13 protein-coding genes are annotated in these 13,825 nt (G+C 44.3%); 7 read left to right on the top strand and 6 right to left on the bottom strand.

All coding sequences use genetic code 11. From position 1 onward, the window contains the following. Window positions 1-6: 6 nt before the first annotated feature. Entirely contained in the window at window positions 7-600 is a 594-nt protein-coding gene (locus AAC033_RS15960; RefSeq protein ID WP_339739927.1) for an OmpH family outer membrane protein, read from the bottom strand. A gap of 363 nt (window positions 601-963) precedes the next feature. Between AAC033_RS15960 and AAC033_RS15955 the strand changes: the two genes are divergently transcribed. After that, window positions 964-1,839: a proline dehydrogenase family protein gene (locus AAC033_RS15955; RefSeq protein WP_339739925.1), complete on the top strand. Its 876-nt coding sequence runs from the start codon at window positions 964-966 to the stop codon at window positions 1,837-1,839. A 240-nt stretch (window positions 1,840-2,079) separates the two neighbouring features. On the opposite strand, the gene AAC033_RS15950 is transcribed toward AAC033_RS15955, so the two are convergent. Next, window positions 2,080-2,646, bottom strand: coding sequence for a nitroreductase family protein (locus AAC033_RS15950; protein ID WP_339739923.1), 567 nt, complete (start codon window positions 2,644-2,646; stop codon window positions 2,080-2,082). Window positions 2,647-2,841: 195 nt separating this feature from the next. Here AAC033_RS15950 and AAC033_RS15945 point away from each other — a divergent pair, with 195 nt between their 5' ends. The 4 genes from AAC033_RS15945 to xylE all read left to right on the top strand — a co-directional run bounded on the left by AAC033_RS15945 (window position 2,842) and on the right by xylE (window position 8,218). Continuing rightward, window positions 2,842-3,837, top strand: coding sequence for a GntR family transcriptional regulator (locus AAC033_RS15945; RefSeq protein ID WP_339739921.1), 996 nt, complete (start codon window positions 2,842-2,844; stop codon window positions 3,835-3,837). 120 nt (window positions 3,838-3,957) lie between these two features. Continuing rightward, a complete protein-coding gene (locus tag AAC033_RS15940; protein WP_339739919.1) occupies window positions 3,958-5,451 on the top strand; it encodes an FGGY family carbohydrate kinase in 1,494 nt (497 codons plus the stop codon). Between the two features lie 57 nt (window positions 5,452-5,508). Then, window positions 5,509-6,834 (top strand): xylose isomerase, encoded by a 1,326-nt coding sequence (gene xylA, locus AAC033_RS15935; RefSeq protein ID WP_339739917.1) that lies wholly within the window; start codon window positions 5,509-5,511, stop codon window positions 6,832-6,834. 4 nt (window positions 6,835-6,838) lie between these two features. Beyond that, complete coding sequence (gene xylE, locus AAC033_RS15930; RefSeq protein WP_339739915.1) at window positions 6,839-8,218, top strand: D-xylose transporter XylE; 1,380 nt, start codon at window positions 6,839-6,841, stop codon at window positions 8,216-8,218. A gap of 118 nt (window positions 8,219-8,336) precedes the next feature. Here the strand turns inward: xylE and AAC033_RS15925 are convergent, their stop codons facing one another. After that, a complete protein-coding gene (locus AAC033_RS15925; RefSeq protein ID WP_339739913.1) occupies window positions 8,337-8,513 on the bottom strand; it encodes a hypothetical protein in 177 nt (58 codons plus the stop codon). Window positions 8,514-8,523: 10 nt separating this feature from the next. Continuing rightward, window positions 8,524-9,099, bottom strand: coding sequence for a superoxide dismutase (locus AAC033_RS15920; RefSeq protein ID WP_339739911.1), 576 nt, complete (start codon window positions 9,097-9,099; stop codon window positions 8,524-8,526). A 366-nt stretch (window positions 9,100-9,465) separates the two neighbouring features. Here AAC033_RS15920 and AAC033_RS15915 point away from each other — a divergent pair, with 366 nt between their 5' ends. Then, window positions 9,466-10,725, top strand: a complete 1,260-nt coding sequence (locus tag AAC033_RS15915; protein ID WP_339739909.1) for a metallophosphoesterase — start codon at window positions 9,466-9,468, stop codon at window positions 10,723-10,725. A 75-nt stretch (window positions 10,726-10,800) separates the two neighbouring features. Here AAC033_RS15915 and AAC033_RS15910 read toward each other — a convergent pair whose 3' ends face one another. Next, window positions 10,801-11,475: a hypothetical protein gene (locus AAC033_RS15910; RefSeq protein WP_339739907.1), complete on the bottom strand. Its 675-nt coding sequence runs from the start codon at window positions 11,473-11,475 to the stop codon at window positions 10,801-10,803. Window positions 11,476-11,557: 82 nt separating this feature from the next. Then, window positions 11,558-12,157, bottom strand: coding sequence for a superoxide dismutase (locus AAC033_RS15905; protein ID WP_339739905.1), 600 nt, complete (start codon window positions 12,155-12,157; stop codon window positions 11,558-11,560). Between the two features lie 330 nt (window positions 12,158-12,487). Here AAC033_RS15905 and AAC033_RS15900 point away from each other — a divergent pair, with 330 nt between their 5' ends. Then, window positions 12,488-13,816, top strand: coding sequence for an MATE family efflux transporter (locus AAC033_RS15900; RefSeq protein WP_339739903.1), 1,329 nt, complete (start codon window positions 12,488-12,490; stop codon window positions 13,814-13,816). Window positions 13,817-13,825: the final 9 nt, after the last annotated feature.

The following is a 13,825-nucleotide window of genomic DNA, read 5'->3' as shown; positions in this document are numbered from 1 at the left end:
CGTTTTCTATTTCTTTTCGTTGTAGCGGGCATTCATAGCATCCAAAACCTCTTTGGTGATGTTGTGTGGTTCATCACCAATCAGGATGTCGCCCGCATTGAAAATATAACTGTATTTTTTATTGACATTGTATTCTTTTAGGTAATTCATCAAACTATCAATAAGTTGTTTGTTGTTTGCTGACTGCATTTCCGAAAGCTTCATCGAAAGTTCCTGATCCAGAGATAAAATTTCCTGCTCCTCACTAACCAAACGATCACGTTCCTGAACCGCACGGTCTTGTGTCAAAAAGCCACCACGCTGCACTTTTTCCTGAAAAGCTGCCGCGCGTTTTTCAAACGAAGACCGCTTCTCTGTGTATTCTTTGGTATAGGCTTCCTGATTTTTTGTAAACGAATCATGCAACTCTTCAGCTAAGTCATAATTCAAGATCAGGGAGTCAACTTTTACGTAAGCAATTTTCAAATCAGAGTTGGATGTTGCTACCGATGAATTCCCACCAACAGATTTATTGCTGCTCTTTCCACTAAAATGTAATACATAGATAACAGCAACTGCAACGGCCAGGACCAAGTTCAGAATCAATGAAGTATTTCTCATTTTTTATTAATTAGTTTTTATTTTTTAGAATAAGTACAAGTACCTTCTTTTTGAGGTTGAATGTTCACCACCCAAAATCCTCATCCAACTACTTGTCAGTTTTGATCGCCTACGGTTTAAAATAACTCGAGCCAAAAATAAAAATTTATAATTAGGATTGCAGCTTTAATTCAATATTTTTTTGGGAATCGAGTATGGGATGTTTGATGAAAAAACATGCGCAAAATCATACCTATTCGCTGATAAACATCATTGAAACCGAGCAGTCTGAATACGTATTTTTAAATTCCTGAATTACCACTTAATTAAAAAAGCAGACGCACGAACATGTTTAACAAGATGATTGCAAATATGCTTCCTTACATGCCAAAAAAACTGATTTGGTTGTTTAGCAAGCGATACATCGCCGGAGAAGGAATGGAAGAAGGGCTCGAGGCATCGCGTAAGCTGAATGAGCAAAACATTGAGGTCACCATTGATTTGTTGGGCGAATTTATTACCAGCCTGGAACAGGCAGAAGAAAACAAGAAGCAGTACCTCGAAATCATTGAGCGTTTTACAAGCGAAAATATCCGGGGAAATTTTTCGTTAAAGCCAACCATGTTCGGCTTGCTCATCGACCAGGAAGTGTGTTACCAACACTTGCGTGAGATTGTTGCCAAGGCAGCCGAAAAGAACAACTTTATCCGCATTGACATGGAAGATTCGCAATGCGTTGGTGTGGAGCTTGAACTCTTCAAGAAGCTAAAAAAAGAATTCAGCGGCCATGTTGGGCTGGTCATCCAGGCTTACCTAAAACGGACCCTCAATGACTTGGTCAACTTTAGCAATTTCCCATCCAACGGACATCCACTCAACTTCCGTTTGTGCAAAGGAATTTATGTTGAACCCAAACAAATCGCATACAAAGACTACCAGGAGGTTCGCAATCATTTTTTGGAAGATCTGGAATTCATGTTTAAAAATAAAATGTACGCCGGCATTGCCACCCACGATAAATACCTGGTTGAAGAAGCCATGAAGTTGATCGACAAATACCAGGTTCCAAAATCGATGTACGAATTCCAAATGCTCTACGGAGTAACTCCCGAACTACGAAATTCAATTGTGGAGGCGGGCCACAAGATGCGTGTTTATGTTCCGTTCGGGAAGCAGTGGTTCAATTACTCCACCCGGCGGTTAAAGGAAAATCCGGAAATTGCAAGTCACATTATCAAGGCACTGTTTATTAAAGGTTGATATTAGGTTCCTCACGGTATTGAAACCGAACATCGAAACAGACAACGGCTTTTATTATTGGCAAGTTTTGACTCACCATGCCGCACCAAGCCGGACCGATTCTTTCTTGAAAAGGGACAGCAAAAGAGGGTCGGTATTTATGCATCAAAGAAATAAGCTTGACCGGTAAAAGTCCTCCTATGAATTATATAGTAAGGTTAATGAGGATGCGGCTTTTCGACAAAATCTCCCCTTTCTTTTTCAGCTGATGATCAATTCATCCAAGGAGCGTTTCGGGACATGATGAACCCCTTTCTCATCGCGCCAATATTTATAATCATCGTTTTGAATCTCTTCCAACACCACCTGCTCAGCTGGCATTCCGAAAGCCAGTACCTGGATCACCTCGAACCGCTCATCCAGTCGGAACAATTCGCTGAGCCTTTTCCGGTTCACCGACGCAATAATGCATCCTCCATAGCCAGCTTCCACCGCTCCCAGCAGAATACTTTGAGCAGCAATGCCATGGTCGCAATAATAATTTTCAGCAATCTGCCGGTCATTGAGCATGATCAAATACGCCGCCGGCCGCTCTCCCTGCACTGGACCTTGCCAGTCTTTCAGGTAACCTGCCCAAGCAAGCAAGGGAAACAAGACGGCACAGTCGGCCTCCTCGGTAACCAATACATATTTTAGTGACTGTGCATTGCGTGCGCTGGCCGACATGCGTGCGAGATCAATCCATTCTTTCAATTGACGCGGCTGAATCCGTTGCTTTTCGACGAACCGTCTATAGCTCCGGTTCTTCAGAATTAATTCTTTTATCATGATGATAATTTTAAAAAAAATGGAATGCAAGATATAAAATAATGGGGTTCTCCTTGTAAGCGATAGCTCTGGTAATTGAATGGGTAAGGGAATTTTCAGAAAAAATTTCCCGGACCTTTACAGGAAAAAGAAAATTTTCTGATTCGTTTTTGTATGTTTGCATACCAGAACAGAACACCTACAGATTTTAAATGCATGAGCAAATTTCATTTCAAAATTGATCCCGCTTCCAATCAACTCAAATTTCAGCAGTTGGTCGACTCAGTAACGGAAGCCGTTAGCAAAAACCTGTTACAGGTTGGTGATATCCTGCCGTCGGTCAATCAATTGTGCAAGGAAAGCGAACTTTCGCGCGACACGGTTTTTAAAGCGTATGCTGAATTAAAAAACCGGGGAACAATCGAATCGGTGCCCAACAAAGGCTATTTTGTGGCCAAGGCAACCACCAAAGTATTTTTGTTTCTCGACACATTCAAAGCTTACAAGGAAGTTCTGTACGGATCTTTCCTTGAGAATCTGCCGGACAACATTACGGTTGATTTACATTTTCACCACTATAACATTAATGTATTTGAAACCATCATCAAGGAAAGCGTGGGCAAATACACCAAGTATATCATCATGAACTTTGATCATGAGCAAGTTCCGGAGGTCATTAAAAAAATTCCAAACGATAAACTACTGATCATCGACTGGAAGGTGCACTCACGCGAAACCAACTCGTGTGTTTATCAGGATTTTGGACAAACACTTTACGACGCCTTTGCAAAGAACATCGAGCTGGTTAAAAAATATAAGCGCTTCATTTACCTTTATCCTGAATTTACTTATCACCCCAAAGAGTCAATCGACTATTTCAACGCTTTCTGCAGAGATCACCAAATTGAATTCGAAGTGATGCGCAATTCGAAGCTGCTCGATATTCAGCCAGGCGATCTGTACCTGATGGTTAGTGACCGGATGTTGGCCCGCTTTCTGGATCAGTGCGACCAGAAGAAACTTTCTCCGGGGAACGAGGTGGGTGTGATCTCATACAACGAAACCCCAATGAAAAAATACGTAAAAGATGGTGTTACCGTCATTTCAACCGATTTTGAACTCATGGGCCGGAAAGCCGCCGAATTCGTAAGCAACGGAGAACCCATTAATTTTTGTGTACCCACCAAATTGAAGGTGCGCAGTTCATTCTGAAAAAACATGTTTTATAACATGTTTTAAGAATTTTGAAATCGCCAGGCTGCTCCTAAATTTGTACAGCATACCAGAACAGAACGGTTTAACGAATAATAACGATACAATAAGCTAAACACTATGTACTTACTTGGTTTTGACATCGGCAGTTCGTCTGTCAAAGTTTCGCTGCTGGCTGGCCAAACAGGCGAATGTATCGCCTCCGCCTTCCACCCTAAACAAGAAATGAAGATTACCGCCCGGCAAGCCGGATGGGCAGAACAAGAGCCAGAACAGTGGTGGGCAAACCTCAAGCTGGCTTTAGCTGAAGTTATGAATCAATCAAACGTTGATCCCTCGGCTATTGACTCCATCGGTATTTCGTACCAAATGCATGGCTTGGTTATGGTCGATCGCAAACAAGAGGTGATTCGCCCTTCCATTATTTGGTGCGACAGCCGCGCAGCCGCTATCGGAGACAAGGCCCTGAAAGAACTTGGGCAGGAACAATGCCTGACAAGTTTGCTGAACTCACCGGGCAACTTCACCGCGTCAAAGTTGAAATGGGTGAAAGACAACGAGCCCGAACAGTACAGCCGTATCCATAAAATCATGCTGCCCGGTGATTACATTGCCATGAAACTGAGCGGCGACATAAAAACCACTGCCAGTAGCTTGTCAGAAGGAATTCTATGGGATTTTCAGCAAAACGAAGTGTCAAAACTTGTTCTTGACTACTACGGGTTCGATGCTTCTTTCATCCCCGATCTCGTACCAACCTTCTCGGTTCAGGGTGAAGTAAGCGAACTGGCTGCCAAGGAACTGGGATTGGCCAAAGGTATCAAAATCAGTTATCGCGCAGGCGACCAACCCAACAATGCCCTGTCTTTGAACGTATTAAACCCGGGCGAGATTGCTACCACCGCCGGAACATCGGGTGTGGTCTACGGAGTGAGCGAAGAAGTGGCCTATGATCCAAAATCGCGGGTGAATACCTTTGCCCACGTCAATCACTCAGCTGAAGCGAACCGCCTGGGCGTTTTGCTGTGCATCAACGGAACCGGAATTCTCAATTCGTGGCTCAACAAAAATGTGGGCAACAGCGGATTCTCCTATGAACAAATGAACGCCATGGCAGCTGAAGTTCCAATCGGATCGGAAGGACTAAGCATCTTACCTTTTGGAAACGGAGCCGAACGTGTACTGGAAAACAAAAATCCAGGAGCCACCTTCTCCGGAATCAACTTCAATATACACGGCATGCCACACCTTTTCAGGGCTGCACAAGAAGGAATTGTCTTCTCTTTCAAATATGGCATGGAAGTGATGGAGAACATTGGCATTAAAGCGAAAGTCATTCGGGCAGGCAAGGCCAACATGTTTTTGAGTCCGATTTTCAGAGAAACACTAGCTGGAATTACTGGAGCCACCATCGAACTTTACAACACTGATGGCTCAATTGGAGCAGCACGCGGCGCGGGTATTGGTTCAGGCTACTACCAATCAGCAGGCCAAGCCTTTGAAAATCTAAAGAAGCTGGAAACCATCGTACCTGGCGAAAAAACTAAGGAAGCCTACGAAGCCGCTTATGAAAGTTGGAAAGCGGAGCTGAGAAAAGCAATGAACGGCAAATAAATAATCAAGCGCATCGATTCAATAGTTCAAAAAAATAACTACTTAAAAATTAGCAATATGACTGTATTTAAAGGCAACAAAACGTATTTCCCCGGTATCGAAAAAATTAAATACGAGGGACCCGAGTCCAGAAATCCATTGGCATTCAAATGGTACGACGAAAACCGAGTTGTAGGAGGCAAAACCATGAAGGAATATCTTCGCTATGCTGTCGCTTACTGGCATACCTTCTGCGGCGACGGCGGTGATCCTTTTGGCCCCGGAACACATGTTTTTCCATGGGATGGTGCTTCGGACAAACTCGATGCCGCCAAAGAGCGGATGGACGCAGCATTCGAATTCATTACCAAAATTGGTGCTCCATTCTACTGTTTTCACGACACCGATGTGGTCGGCGATGGTTCGGTATTCGAAATCGAACAACGCTTGGTGAAAATGGTGGATGAAGCCAAATCCCGTCAACAGGCAACCGGCGTTCAACTGCTTTGGGGAACGGCCAACGTATTTTCCAACCCCCGTTACATGAATGGTGCTTCAACCAATCCTGATTTCAACGTAATCACCAATGCAGCTGTTCAGGTAAAGAATGCTATTGATGCCACCATTGCTTTAGGTGGAACAGGTTACGTATTTTGGGGAGGACGCGAAGGCTATATGAGCTTGCTAAACACCAACACAAAAAAAGAGCTGGAGCACATGGGTCAATTCCTTCGCATGGCGCGTGACTATGGCCGCAAGCAAGGTTTTAAAGGGACTTTCCTGGTGGAACCAAAACCAATGGAACCTACCAAACACCAGTATGATTACGATACGCAAACGATTTTAGGCTTCCTTGAAAAGAATGGTTTGAGTGACGATTTCAAAATCAACATCGAAGTAAACCACGCTACTTTGGCCGGACACTCTTTTGCTCACGAACTACGCATGGCAGGCGATGCCGGCATGTTGGGTTCAATTGATGCCAACAAAGGTGACTACCAAAACGGATGGGACACCGACGAATTCCCAACCAATATTTACGAAACAACCGAGGCGATGCTGGAAATCATCAGCGCTGGTGGGTTCACCGATGGTGGAATCAATTTTGACGCGAAAACCCGCCGGAATTCAACTGATCTGGAAGATATCTTTATTGCCCACGTTTCGGGAATGGACACCTTCGCCCGTGCTCTGGTAATTGCTGATAGAATCTTAAATGAATCGGACTACCTGAAATTGCGCAAAGCTCGTTATGCTTCATTCGAGTCAGGGAAAGGCGCTGAATTTGAGACCGGTAAATTAAGCTTGGAAGATTTGTATACGATCGCCAAAGAAGTTGGTGAGCCAAAACAAATCAGTGGAAAACAGGAAATGATGGAGCAACTAATCAACTGCTACATCTAGGCATATGAAAGGTCAAAACTCACTGTACATCATTGCGATCACTTTGGTGGCAACGCTTGGCGGCTTGCTTTTCGGTTACGACACCGCCGTCATATCCGGAGCTGAGAAATCGGTACAAGCCTACTTGATTGACGGGCTCGGGCTGAGTTCCTGGGTTCACGGAGCAACCATCTCCAGTGCATTGATCGGATGTATTATCGGCGGCGGATTGTCAGGCTTGCTATCCAAGCGTTTTGGACGCAAGCGCTCCCTGATGTTTGCAGCAGCTCTATTCTTCCTATCGGCATTGGGCTCCGGAAATCCCGAGTTTCTCTTTTTCACCAAGGGAGAACCAACCATGGGATTACTCTACCTATTCAACTTTTACCGCGTCATTGGCGGTATTGGTGTAGGACTGGCCTCAGCTGTAGTCCCGATGTACATTGGCGAAATTGCTCCGGCTGATATTCGCGGACGCTTGGTTTCCATCAACCAGTTTGCCATTATCTTCGGAATGCTTGTGGTGTATTTTGTAAACTGGGGCATTGCCAACGGACAAACCTTGGAGTGGATTAACACCGTCGGCTGGCGCCGGATGTTTACTTCGGAAGCCATTCCCGCTGGTATTTTTGGTATACTGCTGTTTTTTGTCCCCGAAACGCCACGCTATCTGGCTTTGAACCACAAAGATGATGAAGCACTTGCAATTCTTACCAAAATTAATGGCAAGGAACGGGCGCTGCAGATTCTCCAGGATATCAAAGGAACCGTACAAAAATCATCCGCCAAATTGTTTGCCTACGGAAAAGTGATTATTGTAATTGGAATTTTGCTCTCGGTGTTCCAGCAGTTTGTCGGAATCAACGTGGCGCTTTATTACGCTCCGCGGATTTTCGAAAGCATGGGCGCCGAAAAGGATGCTTCCATGTTGCAAACGGTAGTGATGGGATTGGTGAATGTTATTTTCACCGTCGTAGCTATTCTTACGGTTGACAAATGGGGACGCAAACCATTGCTCATGGTAGGTTCGGTAGGCATGGCCATTGGCATGTTTGCCATCGGTGCGCTGGCCTTTATGAAAGTGATTGGCATCAGCACGCTGGTGTTCATCATTATCTACACCGCTTCATTTATGATGTCGTGGGGGCCAATTACCTGGGTGTTGATTTCGGAGATTTTTCCAAACAAAATTCGTGGCAAGGCTGTGGCAATTGCGGTTGCAGCGCAGTGGGCTGCCAACTATTTCATTTCATCAACCTATCCGGCCATGATGGAATTTAGCAGTGGCATGACTTACTGTTTCTATGGAGCCATGAGTGTACTCTCGTTCTTCTTTGTTTGGAAAATGGTCCCGGAAACAAAGGGAAAAACCCTGGAAGAAATGGAAACTTTGCTTAAAAAGTAATCTTCAATTTCATAACAACACATGAGTAACAAAAATTGAGATTATTATAGATTACTCGATAGGCGAATCAATAGCAAATACTCGCAATTAAAAAGGGGACCTAAACAGTCCCCTTTTTTTATCTTACCGGCTCCCAGGCACAACGCACCGGGGAAACAATCTTGCCCTCTTTTTTCAAGACATTCATGGCTTTGTCCACTTCTTTCTTGTCCATGCCTGCCGCAGCAGCAATCTCACCGGCTTTCATCGGTTTACCAGAAGCGGTCATCACTTCCAATACTTTTTCTACGCTCATAATTTCAACTCTAAAAACGTTCCGAAACAACTTTCCAGTCCAGCACTTTCCAGAAATCTTCTATATACTTCGGCCGGGCATTTTGCTTATCCAGGTAATAGGCATGCTCCCACACATCGCAAGTCATCAGCGGAGTCAAGCCATCGCGCATGGGGTTGGCCGCATTGCTGGTTTGAACAATGCTCAGCTTCCCGGCTGCATCCTTCACCAACCACGCCCAGCCCGAGCCAAACAAAGTAGCCGCGGCTTTAGAAAAGGAATCTTTAAATGATTCAACCGACCCAAATTCCGATTCAATCGCCTTTTTTAGTTCATCTTTGGGTTCATCGCAACCATCAGCAGCAAACTGCATAAAGTAGAACGTGTGGTTCCAAACCTGTGCCCCATTGTTGAAAATTCCGCCATCCGATTCCTTAATAATGGTTTCCAAATCAGCGGTTTCAAACTTGGTTCCCTGAATCAGGTTGTTCAGGTTATTCACATAAGCCTGGTGGTGTTTTCCGTAGTGAAATTCCAAAGTTTTTTCACTAATGTATGGTTCTAAAGCATTTTTCGCGTACGGCAACGCTGGTAATTCAAATGACATAATCTGTAATTTAAAGGTTACTACTTCGTGTTGATTTTCGTCTTTCTAACATGAAGTAAAGCCAAAAAGTTTGAAGAAAAAACGCGTAACTATCTATTTAAAAAGATTCCAGATAGCAAGCTCATGTTCGTTTCAAAAATCAACCGGATAGACAGGCTCAAGAGTATCACCCCGAGACAATCGTAAATATTTGTTAAAGAAGAAAGTATTCCGGAAGATTCACGGCTGTAAACCATTTGAATGCCAAACAAAATACAACTATCTGGCGAAGCTGGCTGTTATTAAGGGAGATTTCGCCGGAGGATTGGGTTTGCAAAACCTTGAATCTACCGGACAGGATTTGTTCAGAGAAACGAAAACAAACACATGATTAGTAAACAGTTATTATTTTTTGGTCTTTTTATACTTGCCGTTGAGTACTATTCTTTCGTCGCCACGCGGACGGTCCTTCGTAATGCAAACAGCCATTTTCAATGGGGGCTATTCATCCTTTACGCGATGCTCTCGCTGGCTGTTTTATGGAGTTTATGGGCCTTCCCGAATTATGGAAAAAGCGCCTGGCCTTCGCTGGCCTTGAAATATTTGGTGAATATTCTCATCGGAGTCTTTCTGGGAAAAATACTGGTGGCCGCCATTATGCTCATAGGCGATTTGTTGTTGGTTATTCCAAATGTCGTTAAGTTTCTTACCCAATTTAGAAGCAGCCCGGCTGATGGCGTGCCGGAAGGCGCTCGCTTTATCAGCCGGTTTACCTTTATTTCGCAAACAGCTTTACTTCTTGGCGCAGCGCTTACCTCAGGGCTGGTGTATGGCATGACGAATCGTTATCGGTACCAAATCAGGCGTGTTAGTGTGCCAATCCCATCCCTGCCCGACGCGTTTAAAGGGCTGCGCATTGTGCAGATCTCAGATATCCATTCGGGCAGTTTTGACGACCCGGATGCAGTAGCCGAGGGTGTTGTTTCCATTCTGGATCAAAAGCCAGACCTGATTTTGTTTACAGGCGACCTGGTAAATGACAAAGCCGAAGAACTTGCTCCCTATTTGCGGGTATTCAATAAGCTGAAAGCACCTTTGGGTGTCTATTCTGTGTTGGGAAACCACGACTACGGCGACTATGTTTCGTGGCCATCGGACGACGCCAAGAAGCAAAACCTCGACCAACTGAAACAGCATCATGCTGCAATGGGCTGGCGCTTGCTAATGAATGAACACGTAGTGCTGCAGCACGGCGATCAACAACTGGCACTAATCGGCGTCGAAAACTGGGGTGCGAAAGCTGGCTTTCCGAAATATGGCGACCTGCAAAAAGCAACAGCCGGACTCGAAAACGGCGACGTTACGCTTAAAATACTGCTCAGTCATGACCCATCGCACTGGGAAGCCGAAGTACGTAAAATCTACCCCGATATTGCACTCACCTTGAGTGGACATACCCACGGCATGCAATTCGGCATCGACATTCCGGGTTTTAAATGGAGCCCGGTGCAATATATTTACGATCAATGGGCTGGCTTATACGAGCAAGGAAATCAGTATTTGTATGTCAATCGCGGTTTTGGTTTTATCGGCTACCAAGGCCGGTTGGGAATCTTACCCGAAATTACCGTAATCGAACTGGCTTGATGAACAAGTTATGGTTATCTTTTTAAAAAAACGATAAGATGCCTGGAGTGAAAAACAACCTCGGCAAGCTGTATCTTAACTTTCGACCGTGACTTTTATTTCGCCTTCGCGGAAAGTAAATTCGAGCAAGCGCCCGTGGTTTTGGAATTCAATTTCGAAGTCTGATGAAAACGCCTTATCGCCAGTTGGAAACCAGTCTTTCCTATGTTTGTTGATCAGGATAAACAAGCCTTGCTCGTCACCCACGGCACAAAACTGGTCAAAACTGCCATCGAAGATTGCAAAATCCGACAGCTTTTGCAACTGCCTGTAGGTGGTTTCAATATCATTTACCGCCATGCCAACTTCACTAATGGACAAAAAAGCATGGTGATCGAAAGTATCCAGACTTTGGATACCTAAATTTTTGCGTGCAATCAGTTCAATAATGTTTTGATCGGCATCGTAGAAGTAGATGGAACGCGCGTTCCAGTTGACAAAGTCAACCAAACCTTTCCCCTGGTATTTTAAAACAGGAGTCCGTTTGCGAAGCCAGGCCAATGCTTCGGGATCAAGATAAGAGGGAATATTGAAAGCAATGTGATAGGGCGTTGCGTAATCACGCAATTTGAAAATCAGCAGCGAATAGCCTGCTGCTACTTTGAATGTTGTTGACGAAGTTTCAAGCAAGGGTAAACCAAGCGTTTCGGTGTAGAACGCCTTTTGTTCCTCCAATGAAGTGGTATACAATATGAGTTCATTAATTTTCATAATCTTCATTTAAATGACTCACAAAAAAAAGGGCAATAAAAACCCCGAAGCCTCTGCTTCGGGGAAAAAAACCAAAAATCAACTAACCTTTAAACCGTTTGGCCACTTCATCCCAATTGATGACTTTCCAAAAAGCCTCAATGTAATCGGGTCGTTTGTTCTGATACTTTAAATAATAAGCATGTTCCCAAACGTCAATTCCAAGAATTGGAGTCCCTTTTACATCAGCAACATCCATCAACGGATTATCCTGATTGGGTGTTGATGAAACAACCAAACTATCACCCTGCTTTACCAACCAAGCCCAGCCCGAACCAAATCGGGTTGCAGCTGCATTGGCAAAAGCGTCTTTAAATTTATCGACTGATCCCAAAGAATCAGTTATAGCTTTTAATAATTCTCCTTCTGGCTGGGAGGCACCACCGGGGGCCATAATTTCCCAATACAAATTGTGGTTGTAAAAACCACCACCGTTATTCCGAACGGCTGTAGAATGCTTGGACACGTTGCCCAGCAATTCTTCGATTGATTTTCCTTCGAGCTCGGTTCCATTAACAGCATCGTTCAACTTGCTGGTATAAGCAGCATGATGCTTGCTATGGTGAATTTCCATCGTGCGCGCATCAATTAACGGCTCAAGAGCATCGTATTCGTAACTTAATTTTGGTAATTCAAATGACATAGTCAATAATTATTTTGTGATTTTCAGATTCGTTTATCTTTATATACAAATCTAAGGGGTAAATTGTTTCGAACCAAATCTGATCTATGCAAATTTTATTGAAAAAATCTATCCTGAATAGGCTCAGTCGATCATTACATCTATCACCATTACTGCATTTTGAGCTTCAACCCACCTGGGAAAGAGCGACAAAAAAAGTTTTCCCAAGTCGACACGCTGCGGGACCACAAGCCCGAGCACGTCTCAAAAAATTGAGTTCACATGCTCCGATTCATAAACACCTTATTTGGAATAGCTCCGCATATTTTTCTTTCTTTGCCAAAAAAATCTGTGAACAGAAGAATACTGCGTTTAGCGATCCCAAACATTGTCAGCAATGTCACCATCCCCTTGCTGGGGCTGGTCGATTTGGCGCTGATGGGGCACCTGGACTCTGAAGTTTTCATCGGGGCTGTTTCGCTCGGAACCGTAATTTTCAACTTTATTTACTGGGGATTCAGCTTCCTACGCATGGGCACCAGTGGCTTTACCGCTCAAGCATATGGAGAAAGGAATACGCCGGAAAGTTTTCACATCCTTTCGCGGGCGATATTGATTTCAACCCTGACCGGGCTACTCATTCTTGTCCTGCAATTTCCGATTGAGTGGCTTAGTTTTCATCTAATTAATGGCAGCGAAGAAGTAGAATCGCTTGCCCGCGAGTATTTCCGCATCCGCATTTGGGCCGCGCCCGCCACTTTGGGCCTGTATGTATTAAACGGCTGGTTTCTGGGCATGCAAAATGCTAAATACCCCATGATTACAGCGATCGCTGCGAATATATTCAACATTGTACTCAGCTTCATTTTCGTGAAGTCCTTTCACCTCAACGCGGCCGGAGTAGCTTTGGGAACCGTTATTGCCCAATATTTGGGCATTGTTGTAGGGCTGTTCCTGTTTTTTAAATCGTATAAACCGTTGATCAGCCATTGGAACTGGCAGGCGGTAATCGATGCCAAAACCCTGAAGAACTTTTTCCAGGTTAACTCCGATATTTTTGTCCGTACTTTCTGTGTGATTTTTGTCTTTACATTTTTCACTTCGAAATCAGCCAGCATCAACGACCATACTCTGGCTGTCAATTCTATTTTGATTCAATTCTTGCTGTTTTTTGCTTTTTTTATTGATGGTTTTGCCTACGCCGGCGAAGCATTATCAGGTCGCTACAAAGGGGAAGAAAACCGTGTCCTCTTTCTGAAAGTGACCCGCTTGCTTTTTTACTGGGGCGGTTTGCTGGCTTTTGGTTTTAGCCTGATCTATCTGTTTGCCAGTGAATTGATTTTAGGCCTCCTCACCAATCAAGCTGATTTGATTGAAACGGCCCTCGACTTTCGCTTTTGGATTGTGCTGACACCGATCATCTCCTTTGCTTCATTCATTTGGGATGGAATTTACATCGGAGCCACCGCCTCCAAAGAAATGCGTAACAGCATGCTGGGTGCCAGTCTTTTTGTTTTTCTGCCAAGCTATTTCTTGCTTCAACCAGTTCTGGGCAACCATGCCCTATGGATGGCCATGATGTTTTTTATGCTGAGCCGCGGCGTGTTTCAAAGCTTTTTATTTCGCCGGGTGATACAGAAAAACTTTAATCACCAAAAAAGGCCTAATAACCAAGCTTAAGCTTAAATA

This window comes from uncultured Sunxiuqinia sp. (assembly GCF_963974515.1).
Lineage (GTDB): Bacteria > Bacteroidota > Bacteroidia > Bacteroidales > Prolixibacteraceae > Sunxiuqinia.
This window is presented reverse-complemented; position numbering and strand designations above follow the sequence as displayed.